Below are 18576 nucleotides of genomic sequence, written 5' to 3' on the forward strand. Positions count from 1 at the left end.
GGACACTACCATTACGAAGGTCTCAGCATGGGTTCACCCTTGATTCTCGCGTCGGGCAGCACGGCGCGCCAGATGCTTTTGAAGAATGCCGGCCTCGACTTTGTCGCGATCCCTGCAACGGTGGATGAAAGAGCCATCGAAGACAATCTTCCGCTCGCAGGACGAGACCCCGTATCGGTTGCCCGGCATCTGGCACTGGCCAAGGCTACGAATGTGTCGGAGCGCTCTCCAGGCGCCTTCGTCATTGGCTGCGACCAGACCATGTCTCTCGGCAACCGGATCTTCCACAAGGCTGCTTCTCTGGACGAAGCTCGGCAGACCTTGATCAGCCTGCGCGGCAAGGCACACTTCCTGAACAGTGCAGTCTGTCTGGTTCGGGATGGTGAGCTGCTCTGGAGCGATGTGACCAAGGCCTGCATGCAGGTTCGCGATTTCTCGGATGAGTTCCTGGATGGCTATATCGAGCGGAATGGCAAGTCGATCTTATCCAGTGTCGGCTGCTATCAGCTTGAAGGGGAGGGCGTTCAGCTCTTCGATGCGATTGCCGGTGACTATTTCACCATCCTTGGTCTACCGCTTCTGCCGCTCCTCGCGGCTCTTCGTGAGCATGAGATTAACCATGCGTGATTCACGTGAAACATTTTTGCCCCGTGCTTTTGTCGCCGGCTATCCAATCAAGCATTCTCGCTCCCCGATGATCCATGGACACTGGCTCGAAACCTATGGTCTGTCCGGTTCCTACGAGAAGATCGCGGTCGCGCCGGAGGGCTTTGCCGACTTCATGCTTCGTTTGAAAGACGCGGATAGTCCCTATCGTGGTGGCAATATCACGATCCCGCACAAGGAGGCCGCGAGCAAGCTTGCCGATCGGATAGACCCGGTCGCCGAAGAGCTCGGAGCGGCCAATACGCTCTGGCGGGAAGACGGGCTTCTGCATGCGACCAACACCGACGGCATCGGCTTTGTTGCCAATCTGGATTCGCAGCACCCGGGATGGGACAAGGTCGAACGCGCTGTGGTCTTGGGAGCAGGCGGCGCCAGCCGCGCAATTCTGCAGGCTCTTCGTGATCGTGGCATACCCGAAGTTCACGTGGTCAACCGAACCGTCGAGCGCGCGCAGGAACTCGTAGACCGCTTCGGGGCACCGCTCCAAGCTCACGGGATGGACGCCCTTAACTCTCTCCTGGAGGGCGCCGGGCTCTTCGTGAACACGTCATCCCTCGGGATGGATGGAACGGCAGCGCCCGTTCTTCCCTTCGACAGGATGAGGGAAGATGCCGTTGTCACCGATATCGTCTACGTGCCGCTGAAGACGCCGTTCATTCAACAGGCAGAGCAGATTGGTCTGCCGACGGTCGATGGTCTGGGCATGCTTTTGCATCAGGCTGTGCCGGGGTTTGAACGATGGTTCGGACAAAAGCCCGAAGTTACCGCCGCCTTGCGCCAGCTCGTGCTCGATGACATCAAGGCGCATGCATGATCATCGTGGGGCTCACAGGCTCGATCGGCATGGGCAAGTCCACGACTGCCGCGCTCTTTGCCGACGAGGGTGTGCCCGTCAATGACGCTGATCGCGTGGTTCACGAACTGTATCGGTCGGAAGCCGTGGCACCCATTGCGGGCCTCTTTCCCGACGCCATCGTCGACGGCATTGTCGATCGCGCGAAGCTGTCGGCGAATCTGGCAAAGAATCCGGCTAAGTTTAAAGAGCTAGAGGCCATCGTTCATCCCCTCGTGCGCGACAAGGAACACGCTTTCCTTGACGAGCAAAGCGCACTCGGCCATGCCCTTGTCCTTCTCGACATTCCCCTCTTGTTCGAGACCGGTGGCGAAAAGCGTGTGGACCGGATCGTTGTCGTCAGTTGCGAACCTGAGCTGCAGAGAGAAAGAGTGCTGGCACGACCGGGAATGACGGAAGAGAAATTTCAGCTGATCCTATCGAGGCAGGTTCCGGATGCACAAAAGCGTGCCCGGGCCGATTACGTCATTGATACCGGCCACGGGATTGACAGCGCGCGCGCCCAAGTCAAAACGATCGTCAGAGAACTACGCGAACAGGCGGAGCGGACAGACAATGCGTGAGATCATCTTCGACACGGAAACGACCGGGCTCGACAACAAGGCTGACCGGGTCATCGAAATCGGTGGCATCGAATTGCTCAATCATTTTCCGACCGGTCGCACCTTTCATGTCTATATCAATCCCGGCGACCGCAAGGTTCATCCCGATGCATTGGCGGTGCACGGCATCACCGACGAATTTCTGAAAGACAAACCGGTGTTCGCCGAGATCGTTTCCGACCTCCAGGAATTCTTCGAAGGGGCGAAGTGGATTGCTCACAACGCCTCATTCGACATGGGCTTCATCAACGCTGAATTCGACCGCTTGAGCCTCGCGCCGGTTCCTTCCGACATGGTCATCGACACGCTGGCGCTCGCACGCCGGAAACATCCGATGGGGCCGAACTCGCTGGACGCCCTCTGCCGTCGATACGGTATCGACAACTCGCATCGTACGAAGCACGGCGCTCTACTCGACTCCGAACTGCTCGCCGAAGTCTATATCGAGATGCTGGGTGGTCGGCAGGCGGCACTGGGTCTGACGACCATCGAGACGCGGCGGAACCAGTCGAACGAAATCGATGATGTGATCGAGATCAGCTATGATCGCCCGCGCGCTCTTGCGTCCCGCCTATCCGCAGCGGAGGTGGAAGGTCACGCCAAACTCGTCGGCCGTCTCGGCGGTAAGGCCATCTGGTCGAAATACGACGCATGAAAAAAGGGCCCGCGAGGGCCCTTTGCTTTGGCATATACGGAATGCTCGCTCAGTTCGGCGCGGCCTGCGTCTTTGCGCGAGACTGTTCTTCTGAAACACGCTGAGCGAACATCTGGGCAAAGTCGATCGGATCGATCATCAGCGGCGGGAAACCACCGTTGCGTGTCGCGTCGGCGATGATCTGACGAGCGAAGGGGAAGAGCAGGCGCGGGCACTCGATGAAGAGAACCGGCAGCATGTGTTCCTGCGGGAAGCCGGTGATCCGGAAGACGCCGCCATAGATGAGTTCGGTGACGAACACGACCTTGTCGCCATCCTTGGCTTCTGCATTCAACGCCAGGACGACATCGAAGTCGGTGTCCGAAAGCGGGTTTGCATTGACATTGACGTTGATGTTGATGGCCGGCGCCTTGTCGCGCGCCTGAAGCGAGCGGGGTGCACCTGGATTTTCAAACGAGAAATCCTTGATGTACTGGGCGAGAATGTTGAGGGACGGAGAAGCCGTTCCCTGATTGTTGTCGGCCATAGGGCGTGTCCTTGAAGATGAATTGCTAAGGCCATCTAACATTTGAAACTTGCGCTTACAACCCTGCGCGCCGGTGCGTCAGGGGGTCACTCGCGGCCGATCCGTGGATCGCGCCAGGGCGAGTTCCGGTCGGGTTCGCGCTGATATTCGTCGTCGCCGAGGTCGACCACATTTTCGTCACTGGGACGGCTCGTCCTGAAACCGGCGTCAGAAAAACTACTGCGGACAATGAGCCGCGGCTTGATCAGACGCCAGGCGAGATCACGAACGAAAGGCAGGAAGAGTAGAATGCCGATGATGTCGCCGAAGAAGCCGGGCACGATCAGAAGAAAGGCGGCCACCACCAGAAGGGCACCGTGAACCAGTTCCCGTCCGGGATCCATGCCGCGCTGCGCCTCGCTCTGCAATCGGCGCAGGATACCCGCCCCTTGATAGCGGAGCAGTATGACACCTGCGAAAGCCGCAAGAATGATCAACCCCAGGGTCGGCAAGACACCGATGGCTTGCCCGACCAAGATAAAGCTGGCGATTTCAACGAGGGGTGCGATGAGAAATAGCACCAGGGGAAGGCGCATGGGCTGCTCCAAACGCCTTTGTGATCCGGATATCGCAAGAGTCGGCGCTTACTCGATGCAAAGAATGCATTGCGCCATTTGAATGATGCAGCGCTCCGGACTATATGGGAGAAGGAAAAATCAAATTCAATCAAGCCTGGCGGTATTCATGGGGTCTAGTGATTTCGTTACATTGTTCTTCCTGGTCGCAGCGGTTCTGATCTTCTTTCAGCTCCGCAGCGTTCTTGGACGACGCACGGGCCACGAAAAGCCGTCGTTCGATCCGTTCGCACAGCGTGATCTGGCCAAGGGGGCAGCGCGTGATGATGGCAAGGTTGTCACCCTTCCGCGCCGCGAGGACGGCAACGCTGAAGATCGGTTTGTCGCCGTGGATGCTTATTCACCCGCCGGCACGCCCCTGAACGATCAGTTGCGCGAACTTCTGCACCACGATCCGAGCTTCAACCCGAAGGAATTCCTCAACGGTGCGAAGATTGCCTACGAGATGATCGTCATGGCTTATGCCGACGGCGACAGGAAGACCTTGAAAGGCCTTCTGTCCCGCGAAGTCTTTGACGGTTTCGAAAGCGCAATCGCCGATCGCGAGAGCCGCGGCGAGGTCGTGAAGTCCACATTTGTCGGCATCGAGAAGGCGGACATCATACAGGCATCCGCTCGCGAGAACGAAGAGCAGGTGACCGTTCGCATCGTCAGCCAGTTGATTACGGCGACCTACGACAATGCAGGTGCCATGATTGATGGCGATGCCGAGGCGGTATCCGAGGTGAACGACGTGTGGACCTTCGCCCGCGATGTGCGCTCGCGTGATCCAAACTGGAAGCTGATCGCGACCGAAGCAGAACAATGAGCGATCTCAGCGCCTGTCGCCTGAGGCCGGCATCCTTCGATGATCTGCCCGGCTGGTCATCCGACGATCCTTCATCCCTTTGGCCTGCCTTGACCGACTGTAGGAGATACCTGCAGTCGGTCAAACCATATAAGCCAGGTGCATTGGGACTGACCGCCGAAGATCTGATGCCTCTGCTGGACGCTGCATCGACGCACAGTCCGGACAACGCAGCTCAGGCACGGCTTTTCTTCGAACAGCAAACGCGACCCTTCCTGGTAGAGCCCGGCGGCCAAAACGCAGGTCTGGTCACGGCATTCTACGAGCCTGAGGTCCCCGTCAGCGATCGGCCTGACGACGAATACCGCCACCCCTTCTATCGCCGTCCTCTGGATCTTGTGGACGTGGATGATGGCAATCGACCAGCCGACCTTGAGGCCGGTTACGCCTTTGCCCTTCGAACCGACAATGGCCTGAAGCCCTATCCCGATCGTCGGGACATCGATCAAGGCTGGCTTGAGGGCAGGGGGCTTGAAATTGCCTGGGCCCGCTCGAGGGTCGATGTGTTCTTTGCCCATGTCCAGGGTGCTGCACGACTACGATATCCCGATGGACGCGTCCGCCGGATAACCTATGCGGCAAAGGCCGGGCACCCCTTTTCCGGCATCGGCCGCCTGCTGATCGATATGGGTGAGATCTCGGAAGCGGATATCTCCATGCAGTCGATTAGGGCCTGGCTCGCTGCCCATCCCGACCGGTTGGACGAGATCCTCTGGCACAATCGATCCTACATCTTCTTCCGGGAAGCGGAGGTCGACGATCTCACCCGTGGTCCGATTGCCGCCGCCAAGGTACCGCTGATTGCGGGTCGATCTCTCGCGGTCGATCGCCAGATCCACACCTTCGGCTTTCCATTTTTCATCCATGCGAAGGGATTGACCCATATGGATGGCGGACGCGATTTCGCCCGGACCATGCTGGCGCTCGATACCGGATCTGCGATCGTCGGACCGGCGCGTGGGGATATCTTCACGGGCTCCGGAGATGAGGCAGGCGAGTTGGCGGGGGCCGTGCGCAACGCAGCCGACTTCTATATACTCATCCCGAAGCAGGCGGCAGAGAGGTTTGTCTGAGTGTCGGGTGGACCAAAGCTCAATCCGGAAGATCGCATCCTCTGGGGCAAGGTCGCGCGTTCGACCCGCCCGATGCCCGGGCGTATGGAAGACCTGCTGAGTTTCGAGGAGCAGTTCGAGACGCCGGTCGAAGAGAAGGTCGTGCCTGCCCTCAATCGTGCCGTAGTCTCCCCGTCGAACTCGAACTCAGATGCCGAGCGAAAGTCCGCAGCTCGAATCCACCACCCCTTGGAAAAGCCGGTCAAGCGCAAGCTCTCCCGCGGCCATCTGGCGCTTGAAGCACGGATCGACCTGCACGGGCTGATCCAGAGTGAGGCGCATGGAATGCTGCTCGATTTTCTCATCCGGGCCCATGATCGGGGCCTGCGCCACGTCCTCGTAATTACCGGCAAGGGAAGCTCGCTTGGAAGTGAAGGCGCACTAAAGCGCGCGGTGCCGCTCTGGTTTTCCCTGCCGGAATTCCGTTTCCTGATTTCCTCCTATGAGCCTGCGGCACGTCAGCATGGCGGGGAGGGGGCACTTTATGTGCGGCTCTCCCGCCGCGGACAGGAGCGCTGATGACGCCCTTCGGTGATGCGTTGCGGCAGTTGCGGGAACGAAAGGGTGTCTCTCAGAAGGAGATGGCCGCAGCGATCGGGGTCTCGCCCGCCTATCTCTCGGCACTAGAGCACGGCAGGCGCGGCCTGCCCAATTTCGATTTTCTCCAGCGTGTTGCTGGCTACTTCAACATCATCTGGGACGAGGCCGAAGAGCTCTTCTCGACGGCGGGCCGCTCCGATCCCCGCGTGGTGGTCGATACCTCCGGGATGAAGCCGGAATATACGGCCTTCGCCAACGATCTGGCGAAGCTGATTCGCCAGCTCTCTCCCGATGTGATAGGAGAAATGCAGGATATTCTGGATAGCGCCAAAAAACGGCCTTGAAGGGGTTGAAAAGCCCAATCTATCCACGAGAAACGACGCCCTCGCCTTTGGAACTCAGGCCAAAACCCCTATAGTCGGGCCACTTGAAGCTGCTGATTCGAATCAGCCGGGCCTTTGAGAATTGACTGGAAAGATTGCTGAATGACCGACTTGCCGATCGCGGAGAATGGTGGACCGGCCGAATATGGCGCGGATTCGATCAAGGTTCTGAAGGGACTGGACGCCGTCCGCAAGCGCCCCGGCATGTATATCGGTGATACCGACGACGGCTCCGGCCTCCATCACATGGTCTACGAAGTCGTCGACAACGCGATCGATGAAGCGCTGGCCGGTCATGCCGACATCGTCACCGTCACGCTGAATGCCGATGGCTCCGTCACCGTGACGGACAACGGTCGTGGCATTCCGACGGACATTCACACCGGCGAAGGCGTCTCCGCCGCCGAGGTCATCATGACCCAGCTGCATGCAGGCGGGAAGTTCGACCAGAATTCCTACAAGGTCTCCGGCGGTCTGCACGGCGTCGGCGTATCCGTCGTCAATGCGCTTTCGGTAAAGCTCACCCTGAAGATTCGCCGCAACAACAAGCTGCACGAAATCAGCTTCACCCATGGCGTAGCCGATGGCCCGCTGAAAGTGATCGGCGAATATGAGGGCCGTTCGGGAACGGAAGTGACCTTCCTGCCCAGCACCGAGACCTTCACCAATGTCGATTTCGATTATGGGACGCTCGAGCATCGCCTGCGCGAGCTCGCCTTCCTGAATTCCGGTGTCCGCATTCTTCTGACCGACAAGCGCAAGTCCGACATCCGCCAGGAAGAGATGCTCTACGATGGCGGTCTGGAAGCCTTTGTCCGCTATCTCGATCGCTCCAAGAAGCCGCTCGTCGACAAGCCTGTCGCCATCAAGGGCGAGAAGGACGGTATCACCGTCGAAGTTGCAATGTGGTGGAATGACAGCTACCACGAGAACGTGCTCTGCTTCACCAACAACATTCCCCAGCGGGACGGCGGCACGCATATGGCCGGCTTCCGCGCCGCTCTGACCCGTCAGGTGACGTCCTATGCAGATAGCTCGGGCATCACCAAGAAGGAGAAGGTGTCGCTGCAGGGTGAAGACTGCCGCGAAGGTCTGTCTGCCGTCCTCTCGGTAAAGGTACCGGATCCCAAGTTCTCGTCCCAGACGAAAGACAAGCTCGTTTCTTCGGAAGTTCGCCCGGTCGTCGAAAACCTCGTCAACGAAGCGCTCAGCACCTGGTTCGAGGAACACCCGACGGAAGCCAAGATCCTTGTCGGCAAGGTCGTTGAGGCTGCGGTTGCCCGCGAAGCCGCTCGCAAGGCGCGTGAACTGACCCGCCGCAAGGGTGCCCTCGACATCGCCTCGCTGCCAGGCAAGCTCGCCGACTGCTCGGAGCGTGACCCGGCAAAGTCCGAACTCTTCCTCGTCGAGGGTGACTCGGCAGGTGGCTCCGCGAAGCAGGGCCGTTCGCGCGAAAACCAGGCGATCCTGCCGCTGCGTGGTAAGATCCTCAACGTCGAGCGCGCCCGCTTCGACAAGATGCTCTCGAGCCAGGAAATCGGCACGCTGATCACAGCCCTCGGCACATCCATCGGCAAGGACGAGTTCAACGCCGACAAGCTGCGCTACCACAAGATCATCATCATGACCGATGCTGACGTCGACGGCGCACATATCAGAACGCTTCTGCTGACATTCTTCTTCCGTCAGATGCCGGAGCTCATCGAGCGCGGCCATCTCTACATCGCCCAGCCGCCGCTCTATAAGGTCTCGCGCGGCAAGTCCGTTCAGTACCTGAAGGACGAGAAGGCGCTGGAAGACTATCTGATCACCATGGGTCTCGAAGAGGCAACGCTGACGCTCGCCAATGGCGAAGTCCGCGCCGGCCAGGACCTGCGCGACGTAATCCAGGATGCCTTGCGTCTGCGGTCACTGATCGATGGCCTGCATTCCCGCTACAACCGGAATGTCATCGAGCAGGCAGCAATCGCCGGCGCGCTCAATCCCGAACTGACAGGCAACCGCCAGCAGGCCGAGGCGACCGCAGCGCTGGTCGCGAGCCGTCTGGACATGATCGCCGAAGACACCGAACGCGGCTGGCAGGGTTTCGTCACCGACGAAGGCGGCCTTCGCTTCGAGCGCATGGTCCGCGGCGTCAAGGAAGTGGCCTCCGTCGATGTCGCCCTGATCGGTTCTGCCGACGCTCGTCACATGGACCAGATGTCCGCCCGCCTGCGCGAGATCTATTCCGAGCCGCCGGTACTCACCCGGAAGGACGGCCGTAACGACATGCCGGGCCCGCGCGCCCTTCTGGATTCGATCTTCGCAACTGGCCGCAAAGGCCTCTCCATGCAGCGATACAAGGGTCTCGGCGAAATGAATGCCGAGCAGCTTTGGGAAACCACGCTCGATCCGAACGTTCGCTCGCTACTGCAGGTCCGTGTCAACGACGCGACCGATGCCGACGGCCTGTTCTCGCGCCTCATGGGCGACGAGGTCGAACCACGCCGCGAGTTCATTCAGGACAACGCGCTCAGCGTCGCCAACCTCGACATCTGAGATCGGTAGATCGCAAATCAAAAGGGCCGCTCTTCGGTAGCGGCCCTTTTTCTTGATCAACAGGTTTAGTTGTTGAGATGGTTAACGTGATTCACGTGAAACCATGAATGTGTGCGCTCAGAAACGTCCCTCGAATGCCACCTCTGCAAGCGGCTTGCGACCATTCGGCGTTTCCTTCGAACGCAGACCCTCTGGCAAAGCTTCCTTGTCACCCAGCTTGCCGATGGCCACCGCTGCATTGATGTGGAAACCATCAGGCGCGCCAAGCTCCGAGACGGCCCGATCGAAGTCGAAGCCGGTCATTGCGTGGGCGAAATAGCCCGACTTGATGGCCTGAACCGAGAGCAGACCCCAGGCAGCACCCGCGTCGAAACTATGGCTGCGATAGGACTTCGGCTCCGAACCATCGGCCGGACGGCTCAGTGTGTCCGAGAAGATGAAGACGAGCGCGGCGGCATTCTTGGCCCAGCCCTGGTTGAACTCGATCAGGATATCGAGAAGCTTGTCGAACTCAGGTGTTCCCTTCAGGGCGTAGATGAAGCGCCAGGGCTGGTAGTTGAACGCTGATGGCGCCCAATGCGCCGCATCAAGGATGGTCAGGAGATCTTCCTTCGGCATCGTGCTTCCGTCAAAGGCACGCGGCGACCATCGATCGAGAAAGATCGGATCGACATTGTATTCGGACTGGCGGTGATTGCTGCTGGTCATGGTGTTCCTTCACGCATGTCTTGGGATGACGGATGGAACAAACATCAATTTGCAAGCCTCGGAAAGGGTCGCGGCTGCAAATTCGGGTGAACAATGTGATCGTCGATTAACCCATCAAGGGGAGGGAACCTTAAGCCTTTTCGAACATCATCCGAAGTCATGAGACTTCATGTGCTGCGAAAGGAGGGATAATCCGGGCTTTTGCGATGCACAAAGTCTGTTAGTGTAGCGAATGAACGCGGACCCTCTGGTCCGACAAAAAGGTACAGAACCCATGTTCTATCAGCTCTATGAACTGAACCATGCATTCATGGCGCCATTCCGGGCAACAGCGGACGCGATGAACCTGGCATGGAGAAACCCGCTCAACCCTTGGTCCCATACGGTCGTTGGGCGTTCATTCTCAGCGGGCTTTGAAGTGTTCGAACGTGTGACGCGCCGCTACGGCAAGCCGGCCTTCGGTCTCCCGACAACCCGGATCGGGGATGAAAGCGTCACGGTCGAAGAAGAAATCGTCTGGCGCAAGCCTTTCTGCGACCTGATCCATTTCAAGCGCCACCTTCCGGCCGGCGCCGAAAAAGGTCCCCGCATCCTGATCGTCGCACCCATGTCGGGTCACTACGCGACCTTGCTCCGCGGGACGGTCGAGGCGCTGCTGCCGAGTGCTGATCTTTACATCACCGACTGGATCGATGCCCGTATGGTGCCGGTGACCGAAGGCGATTTTGATCTCGACGACTACATCGACTACGTCATCGACATCCTTCATCACCTGGGCCCTGACACCCATGTGGTCGCAGTCTGTCAGCCCTCCGTTCCCGTGCTGGCCGCTGTCGCCGTCATGGAAGGTGAGGGGGACGTCTGCGCACCGTCCTCGATGACACTGATGGGTGGACCGATCGACACGCGCATCAACCCGACGGCCGTCAATCAGCTGGCCCAGGACAAGCCGCTCGAATGGTTCCGCGACAACGTCATCATGCAGGTGCCGTGGCCGCAGCCCGGCTTCATGCGACAGGTCTATCCGGGCTTCCTGCAGCTCTCCGGGTTTATGTCGATGAATCTCGATCGGCACATGATCGCCCACAAGGACTTCTATATGCACCTCGTCAAGAATGACGGGGACTCGGCCGAGAAGCACCGCGACTTCTACGATGAATATCTGGCGGTCATGGACCTGACGGCGGAATTCTATCTCCAGACCGTCGAGACGGTGTTCATCAAGCACTCCCTGCCCAAGGGTGAGATGATGCATCGCAACAAGCGCGTCGACACGACGGCGATCCGCAACGTCGCGCTTTTGACAGTCGAAGGCGAAAACGACGACATCTCGGGTCTCGGTCAGACCAAGGCGGCGCAGACGATTTGCACCAACATCCCCGACGATATGCGTATGCATTACATGCAGCCTGATGTGGGCCATTACGGCGTTTTCAATGGCTCGCGTTTCCGCCGCGAAATCGCGCCGCGCATTGTCGAGTTCGCTCGCACACACGGCAAGAAGGCCAAGATCACGACCCCGGTCAAGCGCGTCATCAAGGGCGGCAAGGCTCTCTGACATTTTCGTCATTCCGAATTTAAGAAGCGGATTCAGTCGGTTCTCCGATTGGGTCCGCTTCTTTCTTGAAGGGCAGGGCGGCATTTCCCACATCGAAACTATCGGGCGGCATTTCGCCGTCCGCGCAAAACGAGGTTATCGATGATGAACCAGTCAGCACTGCTCCGGCCGGATTGGACTCCGGCAACCGTCGCCTTGATGGTGCTCGGCTTCGTGGTCTTCTGGCCGCTCGGTCTGGCCATGCTTGCCTACATCCTGTTCGGCGAGAAGTTTCAGAACTTCAAGCGGGAAGCCAATCAGAAGGCGGATAGTGCCTTCGCCTGGTGCCGCTCCAACAGCTATACTGCGCCTGCCTCCACCGGCAACGTCGCTTTCGACGACTGGCGCAAGACAGAACTCGAGCGTCTAGACGAAGAACGCCGCCGTCTCGATGAGATGCGTGCCGAATTCGACAACTACGCCCGCGAACTGCGCCGGGCGAAGGACCAGGAAGAATTCGACCGCTTCATGCGCGAGCGCCAGCAGATGAAGACTTCTGGCGAGGGCGGTCCCGCCCAGGGTTTCACCGGCAACTGACCGGTCGAGCCATCCTGTCGCAACCGGGGTCGGCGCTCGTGCGCCGGCCTTTTTTGTTGCAAGAAGAGCTCCCGAATCGGCTAGAACAAACGCATGTTTCCCCTGCTGAAAAAGCTGACACCGCAGAGAGCCCCGGCGATCCAGCTGGAGCGGGCGATTGCCGTGGATGGAAGGTCGGTTCCGCTCACGATCCGCAAGAACAGCCGTGCGACCCGCATTACCCTGCGGATCGAGCCCGGCGGTCGCGCCTTGAAGATGACCATTCCGCCGGGGCTGCGCGAACGCGATATCGAGGACTTTCTCGATCGTCATCAGGGTTGGCTCAGCACCAAGCTCAAGCGACAGAAGACCGCTGGAAACATTGAGGACGGCGGCGAGATCCTACTTCGTGGCATTCCCCATCGCATCGTCCATACCGGACAGCTGCGCGGCCTGACCCAGTCGATCGACAGCGAGATCGGCCATATCCTGAGCGTCAGCGGTCTCGAGGATCATCTGCCACGTCGCGTCGCCGATTTCCTGAAGAAGGAAGCACGCCGCGATCTCGAGCGGCTCGTGACCGTGCATGCCGGCAATGTCGGCAAACCCGTGAAGAGCATGACACTGAAGGATACCCGCAGCCGCTGGGGATCCTGTTCCTGGGATGGCAAGCTCAGCTTTTCCTGGCGCATCGTCATGGCCCCGCCGCTCGTCATCGACTATCTCGCGGCCCACGAAGTCGCGCATCTGCGCGAGATGAACCATGGTCCGGCCTTCTGGGCGCTCTGCCGCAAGCTCTGCCCGGAAATGGATGAGGCCAAGGCCTGGCTGAAGCGTCATGGCTCGGCCCTTCACGCCATCGACTTTGACTGATGGACCCCGCGACCTTTCAGCCTCTGTCGCAAATTGGCTCGACTCTTTTTTGATTTCGTGCGACTTCGCTGCCATGAGACCCGATATCAAGATCTGCGGACTGAAGACGCCGGAGGCGGTCGATCGTGCGGCTGACCGCGGCGCGAGCCATATTGGCTTTATCTTCTTTGAAAAGAGCCCGCGCAACATCGAGCCTGATATCGCCGGCACGCTCGCCGACCGCGTTCGCGGCCGGGTGAAAAGCGTTGCGGTGACTGTCGACGCCGACAATGACGATCTCGACGAGATCATCGCCTTGATGCGTCCGGATATCTTGCAGTTCCATGGTCACGAAAGCCCCGAACGCCTGCTGACAGTCAAAGCGGTCACCGGTCTTCCGATTATGAAGGCATTTTCCATCCGCGATGCCGATGATTTGAAGCGTATCGAGCCCTATATTGGGATTGCCGATCGTTTTCTTTTCGATGCCAAACCGCCTGTGGGCTCCGATTTGCCTGGCGGAAATGGCGTGACTTTCGATTGGCGTCTCTTGCGTTCGCTTGACGACAGCGTCGATTACATGCTTTCCGGAGGCCTCAACAAGGCCAATATCGCAGAGGCCCTGCGGGAAACTGGAGCACGGGCAATCGACGTTTCCTCCGGCGTGGAATCTGCGCCGGGCGTCAAGGATCTGCAGACAATGGATGAGTTTTTTGCGGCCGTTGCCGAGGCAAGTCGTGCACAGCCGGTTTCAGGGAGTGTCAAGTGAATCAGTCACCGAAACCCAATTCCTTCCGTGAAGGTCCAGACGAAGACGGCCGCTTCGGCATCTTCGGTGGCCGTTTCGTCGCCGAGACGCTGATGCCGCTGATCCTCGACCTGCAGGCGGAATGGGAAAAGGCGAAGACTGATCCGGAATTCCAGGCGGAGCTCGCGCATCTCAACACCCACTACACCGGTCGTCCGAGCCCACTCTATTTCGCCGAGCGTCTGACGGAAGAACTCGGTGGCGCGAAAATCTACTTCAAGCGCGACGAGCTGAACCACACCGGTTCGCACAAGATCAACAACTGCCTCGGCCAGATCCTGCTCGCCAAGCGCATGGGCAAGACCCGCATCATCGCCGAAACCGGCGCCGGCCAGCATGGCGTGGCCTCGGCTACGGTCGCTGCCCGCTTCGGCATCCCTTGCGTCGTCTACATGGGCGCGACCGACGTCGAGCGCCAGGCGCCGAACGTTTTCCGCATGAAGCTGCTCGGTGCCGAGGTGAAGCCGGTAACCTCTGGTCATGGCACCCTCAAGGACGCCATGAACGAGGCGTTGCGCGACTGGGTCACCAATGTCGACGACACCTATTACATGATCGGCACAGCCGCCGGCCCGCATCCCTATCCGGAAATGGTCCGCGACTTCCAGTCGGTCATCGGCCGCGAAACGCGCGAGCAGATGCTGGCTGCCGAAGGCCGCCTGCCGGACATGCTGATTGCTGCCGTCGGTGGTGGTTCGAACGCGATCGGCCTCTTTCATCCCTTCCTGGATGACGAGAGTGTCCGCATCGTTGGCGTCGAAGCCGGTGGCAAGGGTCTTGAAGGCGAGGAGCACTGCGCCTCGTTGACCGCAGGCACGCCCGGCGTCCTGCATGGCAACCGCACCTATCTGCTGCAGGACAGCGACGGCCAGATCAAGGAAGGTCACTCGATCTCCGCCGGCCTCGATTATCCCGGCATTGGCCCGGAGCATTCCTGGCTGAAGGATATGGGCCGTGTCGAATACGTGCCGATCAGGGATGACGAGGCGCTCGCTGCCTTCCAGTTGCTGACCCGCACCGAAGGCATCATCCCGGCGCTCGAGCCGAGCCATGCGCTTGCCGAAGTCATCAAGCGCGCGCCCAAGATGGACAAGGACCAGATCATTGTGATGAACCTCTGCGGCCGCGGCGACAAGGACATCTTCACTGTCGGCAAGATTCTCGGTATGGGGCTCTGATCATGACTGCGCGTATGGACCAACGTTTCGCTGCCCTGAAGGCAGAAGGCCGCCCGGCTCTCGTCACCTATTTCATGGGTGGCGACCCGGACTACGACACGTCGCTCGCGATCATGAAGGCGCTGCCGGAAGCCGGAGCCGACGTCATCGAGCTCGGCATGCCCTTTTCGGATCCTATGGCTGACGGCCCGGCGATCCAGCTTGCCGGCCAGCGGGCCCTGAAGGCCGGCCAGACGCTCGTGCGCACGCTCGATCTGGCGCGCGAATTCCGCAAGACGGACAACGAAACGCCGATCGTCATGATGGGTTACTACAACCCGATCTACGTCTATGGCGTCGAGCGCTTCCTTGACGACGCATTGGCTGCCGGAATCGATGGCCTCATCGTCGTCGATCTGCCGCCGGAAATGGATGACGAACTCTGCATCCCGGCCCGCAGCCGTGATATCAACTTTATCCGCTTGGCAACCCCGACGACCGATGACAAGCGTCTGCCCACCGTTCTCAAAAACACCTCGGGCTTCGTCTATTACGTCTCGATGAACGGCATCACCGGTTCGGCACTGCCGGATCCTTCGCGTGTTGCCGGCGCGGTGCAGCGCATCAAGGCGCATACGGATCTGCCGATCTGCGTCGGTTTCGGCGTCAAGACCGCCGAGCATGCCCGCCTGATCGGTGCCAATGCCGACGGCGTCGTGGTTGGGACCGCGATCGTCAACCAGGTTGCTACAAATCTCACAGCCGATGGCAAAGCGACGGCGGATACGGTTCAGGCCGTCGCCACGCTGGTGCGCGGACTGGCAACGGGCGTGCGGTCTGCACGCCTTGCTGCTGCCGAATAAGCACCCCATATGGGCTTTAAATATCAGGAGTAAGCCGCGTGAACTGGATCACCAACTATGTGCGCCCGCGCATCAATTCCATGCTGGGTCGCCGCGAAGTTCCGGAAAATCTGTGGATCAAGTGCCCGGAAACGGGCGAGATGGTCTTCCATAAGGACCTAGAAGAGAACAAGTGGGTGATCCCGGCCTCCGGCTATCACATGAAGATGCCGGCAAAGTCGCGCCTGATCGATCTCTTCGACGATGGCCAGTTCGAGGCCCTGCCGCAGCCGAAAGTCGCGCAGGATCCGCTGAAGTTCCGCGATTCCAAGAAATACACTGACCGTCTTCGCGACAGCCGCGTGAAGACGGATCAGGAAGACACGATCGTTGCCGGCGTTGGCACAGTGCAGGGTCTGAAGCTCGTCGCTGTTGTCCACGAGTTCAACTTCATGGGTGGTTCGCTTGGCATTGCCGCTGGTGAAGCGATCGTGAAGGCTTTCGAGCGCGCCATCAAGGAAAAGTGCCCGCTCGTCATGTTCCCGGCTTCGGGTGGCGCGCGCATGCAGGAGGGCATCCTCTCGCTGATGCAGCTGCCGCGCACCACGGTTGCCGTCGACATGCTGAAGGAAGCCGGCCAGCCCTATATCGTCGTCCTGACCAACCCGACAACCGGTGGCGTGACGGCATCCTATGCCATGCTAGGCGATCTCCATATTGCAGAGCCGGGTGCCGAGATCTGCTTTGCCGGCAAGCGCGTTATCGAGCAGACGATCCGCGAGAAGCTGCCGGAGGGCTTCCAGACCTCGGAATACCTGCTGGAACACGGCATGGTCGACATGGTCGTCAAGCGTCACGACATTCCGGACACGCTCGCGCGTGTGCTGAAGATCATGACCAAGCGCCCTGCGAACGACACGGCCGTACCTGCGAAAGTGGCCGAGCCGGTCGAGAAGGCCTCGGCCTGAGCCGCGTTTTCTGTGAGGCCGCGCTCGCGGAACGAATGTGATGACAGCCCCCATCGTCAGTCAGGCCGATGCCGAGATCGAAAAACTCATGGGGCTGCACCCCAAAGGTTATGATCTTTCGCTCGACCGTATCCGCCGCCTCCTTGAGGTTCTGGGTAACCCGCATCTGAAGCTGCCGCCGGTCATTCATGTAGCCGGCACAAACGGCAAGGGCTCGGCCTCGGCCTTCTGCCGGGCGCTTCTGGAAGCCCAAGGCCTGTCTGTCCATGTCCACACCTCGCCGCATCTCGTGCGCTGGCATGAGCGCTATCGCATCGGCGTAAAAGGTGGCCCCGGGCAGATCGTAGATGATGAACTGTTTGCCGATGCCCTTCGCCGCGTTGCCGAGGCAAACGGTGGCAAACCGATCACCGTCTTCGAGATCCTGACGGCAGTGACATTCATTCTCTTTTCCGAACAGCCTGCCGACGTCGTCGTTTTGGAGGTCGGTCTTGGCGGCCGCTTCGACGCCACCAACGTCGTCGAAAAGCCCGCTGTCTGCATCATTCAGCCGATCTCGCTCGATCACCAGGCCTATCTCGGCGATCGTGTCGAACTGATCGCCGCAGAAAAGGCCGGCATCATGAAGCGCGGCGTGCCCGTGGTTATCGGTCACCAGGAGTTCGACGGCGCCAAGGATGTGCTGATCAGCACGGCCGAACGCCTCGGCTGTCCGCACGCGGTCTTCGCCCAGGATTTCCTCGCCTATGAAGAATTCGGGCGGCTCGTCTATCAGGACGAGTTCGGTCTGATGGATCTGACTCTGCCGCGACTGCCGGGTCGCCACCAGATCGGCAATGCCGCAACCGCAATCCGCGCCGTGAAGGCCGCCGGCTATCCGGTCACGGAAGAGATCGCCGAAAAGGCCATGCTGTCGGTCGAATGGCCGGGCCGCCTGCAAAGGCTGACCGAAGGCCGGCTGGTGGAGCGTGCGCCCCAAGGTGCGGAAATCTGGCTCGATGGCGGGCACAACCCGGGTGCGGGCGAGGTGATCGCCGAAGCCATGGCGGCCATGGAAGAACGCCAGGCGCGGCCGCTGCATCTGGTCATCGGCATGATCAATACCAAGGACCCGATCGGCTTCTTCCGCGCCTTCGTCGATATCGCCCACAATGTCTACACCGTCCCGATCCTGGGCTCGGACGTCGGCCTCGATCCGGTGGCGCTCGCCCAGTCTGCAGCAGAGGCCGGTTTGAAAGCTCTTCCGATGGGCTCGCTGGCTCAGGCGCTTGATGCCATCCGTGAGCGCAGCGAAGGCGGCATTCCGCCGCGCATCATGATTGGCGGCTCGCTCTATCTTGCGGGCAATGTGCTCGCTGAAAACGGCACCATACCCAAATGAAAAAAGCCCGGCAAAACCGGGCTTTTTCTTTAGTCGTCAATGATGTGAGCCTTATGCCGCGCCGGCGATCCAGCTGGACAGCGCGGTCTTCGGGGCTGCACCCACCTTAATGTCGGCCACTTCGCCACCCTTGAAGACGGCCAGCGTCGGGATCGAGCGAACGCCGAACTGGGCAGCCAGTTCCGGGTTCTCATCAATGTTGAGCTTGGCGATCTTCACCTTGCCGGCGAGCTCGTTGGAGATTTCTTCGAGGCTCGGTGCAATCATCTTGCACGGGCCGCACCATTCGGCCCAGAAATCCACGACAACCGGTTCGGAAGCGTTGAGCACCTCGGCCTGGAAATTGGACTTGTCGACTTTAACGGTAGCCATGGGGCTCTCCCTTCATAAATACGGAATTGACTAGATATG

General features: G+C 59.8%; 21 protein-coding genes. 17 read left to right on the plus strand and 4 right to left on the minus strand.

Features of this window, described 5'->3' with window-relative positions; genetic code table 11:
* Window positions 1-27 precede the first annotated feature (27 nt).
* The 4 genes from D4A92_RS06040 to dnaQ are packed head-to-tail and all read left to right on the plus strand — an operon-like array spanning window position 28 to window position 2776.
* Complete coding sequence (locus D4A92_RS06040) at window positions 28-627, plus strand: Maf family protein (protein WP_203018754.1); 600 nt, start codon at window positions 28-30, stop codon at window positions 625-627.
* On the plus strand, window positions 620-1480 hold the full coding sequence (locus D4A92_RS06045; protein ID WP_203018756.1) for a shikimate dehydrogenase: 861 nt from the start codon (window positions 620-622) through the stop codon (window positions 1478-1480). Before D4A92_RS06040 ends, D4A92_RS06045 begins: the two co-directional genes overlap by 8 nt.
* On the plus strand, window positions 1477-2082 hold the full coding sequence (gene coaE, locus D4A92_RS06050) for a dephospho-CoA kinase (protein ID WP_203018758.1): 606 nt from the start codon (window positions 1477-1479) through the stop codon (window positions 2080-2082). Before D4A92_RS06045 ends, coaE begins: the two co-directional genes overlap by 4 nt.
* Window positions 2075-2776, plus strand: coding sequence for a DNA polymerase III subunit epsilon (gene dnaQ, locus D4A92_RS06055; RefSeq protein WP_203018760.1), 702 nt, complete (start codon window positions 2075-2077; stop codon window positions 2774-2776). The genes coaE and dnaQ overlap by 8 nt, the downstream gene beginning before the upstream one ends.
* A gap of 49 nt (window positions 2777-2825) precedes the next feature.
* Here dnaQ and secB read toward each other — a convergent pair whose 3' ends face one another.
* Together secB and D4A92_RS06065 are read right to left on the minus strand one after the other, a co-directional pair.
* Window positions 2826-3302, minus strand: a complete 477-nt coding sequence (secB, locus tag D4A92_RS06060) for a protein-export chaperone SecB (protein ID WP_006724209.1) — start codon at window positions 3300-3302, stop codon at window positions 2826-2828.
* An 86-nt stretch (window positions 3303-3388) separates the two neighbouring features.
* Window positions 3389-3877: an FxsA family protein gene (locus D4A92_RS06065; RefSeq protein WP_203018761.1), complete on the minus strand. Its 489-nt coding sequence runs from the start codon at window positions 3875-3877 to the stop codon at window positions 3389-3391.
* Window positions 3878-4025: 148 nt separating this feature from the next.
* Here D4A92_RS06065 and D4A92_RS06070 point away from each other — a divergent pair, with 148 nt between their 5' ends.
* The 5 genes from D4A92_RS06070 (at window position 4026) to gyrB (ending at window position 9336) form a co-directional block, all read left to right on the plus strand.
* On the plus strand, window positions 4026-4724 hold the full coding sequence (locus D4A92_RS06070; protein ID WP_203018762.1) for a Tim44/TimA family putative adaptor protein: 699 nt from the start codon (window positions 4026-4028) through the stop codon (window positions 4722-4724).
* Window positions 4721-5836 carry a murein transglycosylase A gene (gene mltA / locus D4A92_RS06075; RefSeq protein ID WP_203018763.1) on the plus strand — a complete coding sequence of 372 codons (1116 nt, stop codon included), beginning with the start codon at window positions 4721-4723 and terminating at the stop codon, window positions 5834-5836. The genes D4A92_RS06070 and mltA overlap by 4 nt, the downstream gene beginning before the upstream one ends.
* Window positions 5837-6394: a Smr/MutS family protein gene (locus tag D4A92_RS06080; RefSeq protein ID WP_203018765.1), complete on the plus strand. Its 558-nt coding sequence runs from the start codon at window positions 5837-5839 to the stop codon at window positions 6392-6394.
* Complete coding sequence (locus tag D4A92_RS06085; RefSeq protein ID WP_006724204.1) at window positions 6394-6759, plus strand: helix-turn-helix domain-containing protein; 366 nt, start codon at window positions 6394-6396, stop codon at window positions 6757-6759. Before D4A92_RS06080 ends, D4A92_RS06085 begins: the two co-directional genes overlap by 1 nt.
* 141 nt (window positions 6760-6900) lie before the next feature.
* Entirely contained in the window at window positions 6901-9336 is a 2436-nt protein-coding gene (gyrB, locus tag D4A92_RS06090; protein ID WP_203018766.1) for a DNA topoisomerase (ATP-hydrolyzing) subunit B, read from the plus strand.
* 117 nt (window positions 9337-9453) lie between these two features.
* Here the strand turns inward: gyrB and D4A92_RS06095 are convergent, their stop codons facing one another.
* A complete protein-coding gene (locus tag D4A92_RS06095; RefSeq protein WP_203018768.1) occupies window positions 9454-10044 on the minus strand; it encodes a nitroreductase family protein in 591 nt (196 codons plus the stop codon).
* A gap of 274 nt (window positions 10045-10318) precedes the next feature.
* On the opposite strand from D4A92_RS06095, the gene D4A92_RS06100 reads away from it, so the two are divergent.
* From D4A92_RS06100 to D4A92_RS06135, 8 genes are all read left to right on the plus strand, one after another.
* Window positions 10319-11602, plus strand: a complete 1284-nt coding sequence (locus D4A92_RS06100) for a polyhydroxyalkanoate depolymerase (RefSeq protein WP_203018770.1) — start codon at window positions 10319-10321, stop codon at window positions 11600-11602.
* Between the two features lie 144 nt (window positions 11603-11746).
* The gene (locus D4A92_RS06105; RefSeq protein ID WP_203019855.1) at window positions 11747-12178 is read left to right on the plus strand and encodes a DUF2852 domain-containing protein; all 432 of its coding nucleotides are present in this window, start codon (window positions 11747-11749) and stop codon (window positions 12176-12178) included.
* A 93-nt stretch (window positions 12179-12271) separates the two neighbouring features.
* Window positions 12272-13030, plus strand: coding sequence for a M48 family metallopeptidase (locus D4A92_RS06110; RefSeq protein ID WP_203018772.1), 759 nt, complete (start codon window positions 12272-12274; stop codon window positions 13028-13030).
* A 73-nt stretch (window positions 13031-13103) separates the two neighbouring features.
* Window positions 13104-13778, plus strand: a complete 675-nt coding sequence (locus D4A92_RS06115; RefSeq protein ID WP_203018774.1) for a phosphoribosylanthranilate isomerase — start codon at window positions 13104-13106, stop codon at window positions 13776-13778.
* Window positions 13775-14995 carry a tryptophan synthase subunit beta gene (trpB, locus tag D4A92_RS06120; RefSeq protein ID WP_203018776.1) on the plus strand — a complete coding sequence of 407 codons (1221 nt, stop codon included), beginning with the start codon at window positions 13775-13777 and terminating at the stop codon, window positions 14993-14995. Before D4A92_RS06115 ends, trpB begins: the two co-directional genes overlap by 4 nt.
* Before the next feature lie 2 nt (window positions 14996-14997).
* Window positions 14998-15837 (plus strand): tryptophan synthase subunit alpha, encoded by an 840-nt coding sequence (trpA, locus tag D4A92_RS06125; protein WP_069042723.1) that lies wholly within the window; start codon window positions 14998-15000, stop codon window positions 15835-15837.
* 38 nt (window positions 15838-15875) lie between these two features.
* Window positions 15876-16784, plus strand: coding sequence for an acetyl-CoA carboxylase, carboxyltransferase subunit beta (gene accD, locus D4A92_RS06130; protein ID WP_203018777.1), 909 nt, complete (start codon window positions 15876-15878; stop codon window positions 16782-16784).
* Window positions 16785-16824: 40 nt separating this feature from the next.
* Entirely contained in the window at window positions 16825-18165 is a 1341-nt protein-coding gene (locus D4A92_RS06135) for a bifunctional folylpolyglutamate synthase/dihydrofolate synthase (RefSeq protein ID WP_203018778.1), read from the plus strand.
* A 51-nt stretch (window positions 18166-18216) separates the two neighbouring features.
* Here D4A92_RS06135 and trxA read toward each other — a convergent pair whose 3' ends face one another.
* Window positions 18217-18537, minus strand: coding sequence for a thioredoxin (trxA, locus tag D4A92_RS06140; RefSeq protein WP_006724193.1), 321 nt, complete (start codon window positions 18535-18537; stop codon window positions 18217-18219).
* Window positions 18538-18576 lie beyond the last annotated feature (39 nt).

Source organism: Rhizobium rosettiformans (genome assembly GCF_016806065.1).
Classification (GTDB): domain Bacteria; phylum Pseudomonadota; class Alphaproteobacteria; order Rhizobiales; family Rhizobiaceae; genus Allorhizobium.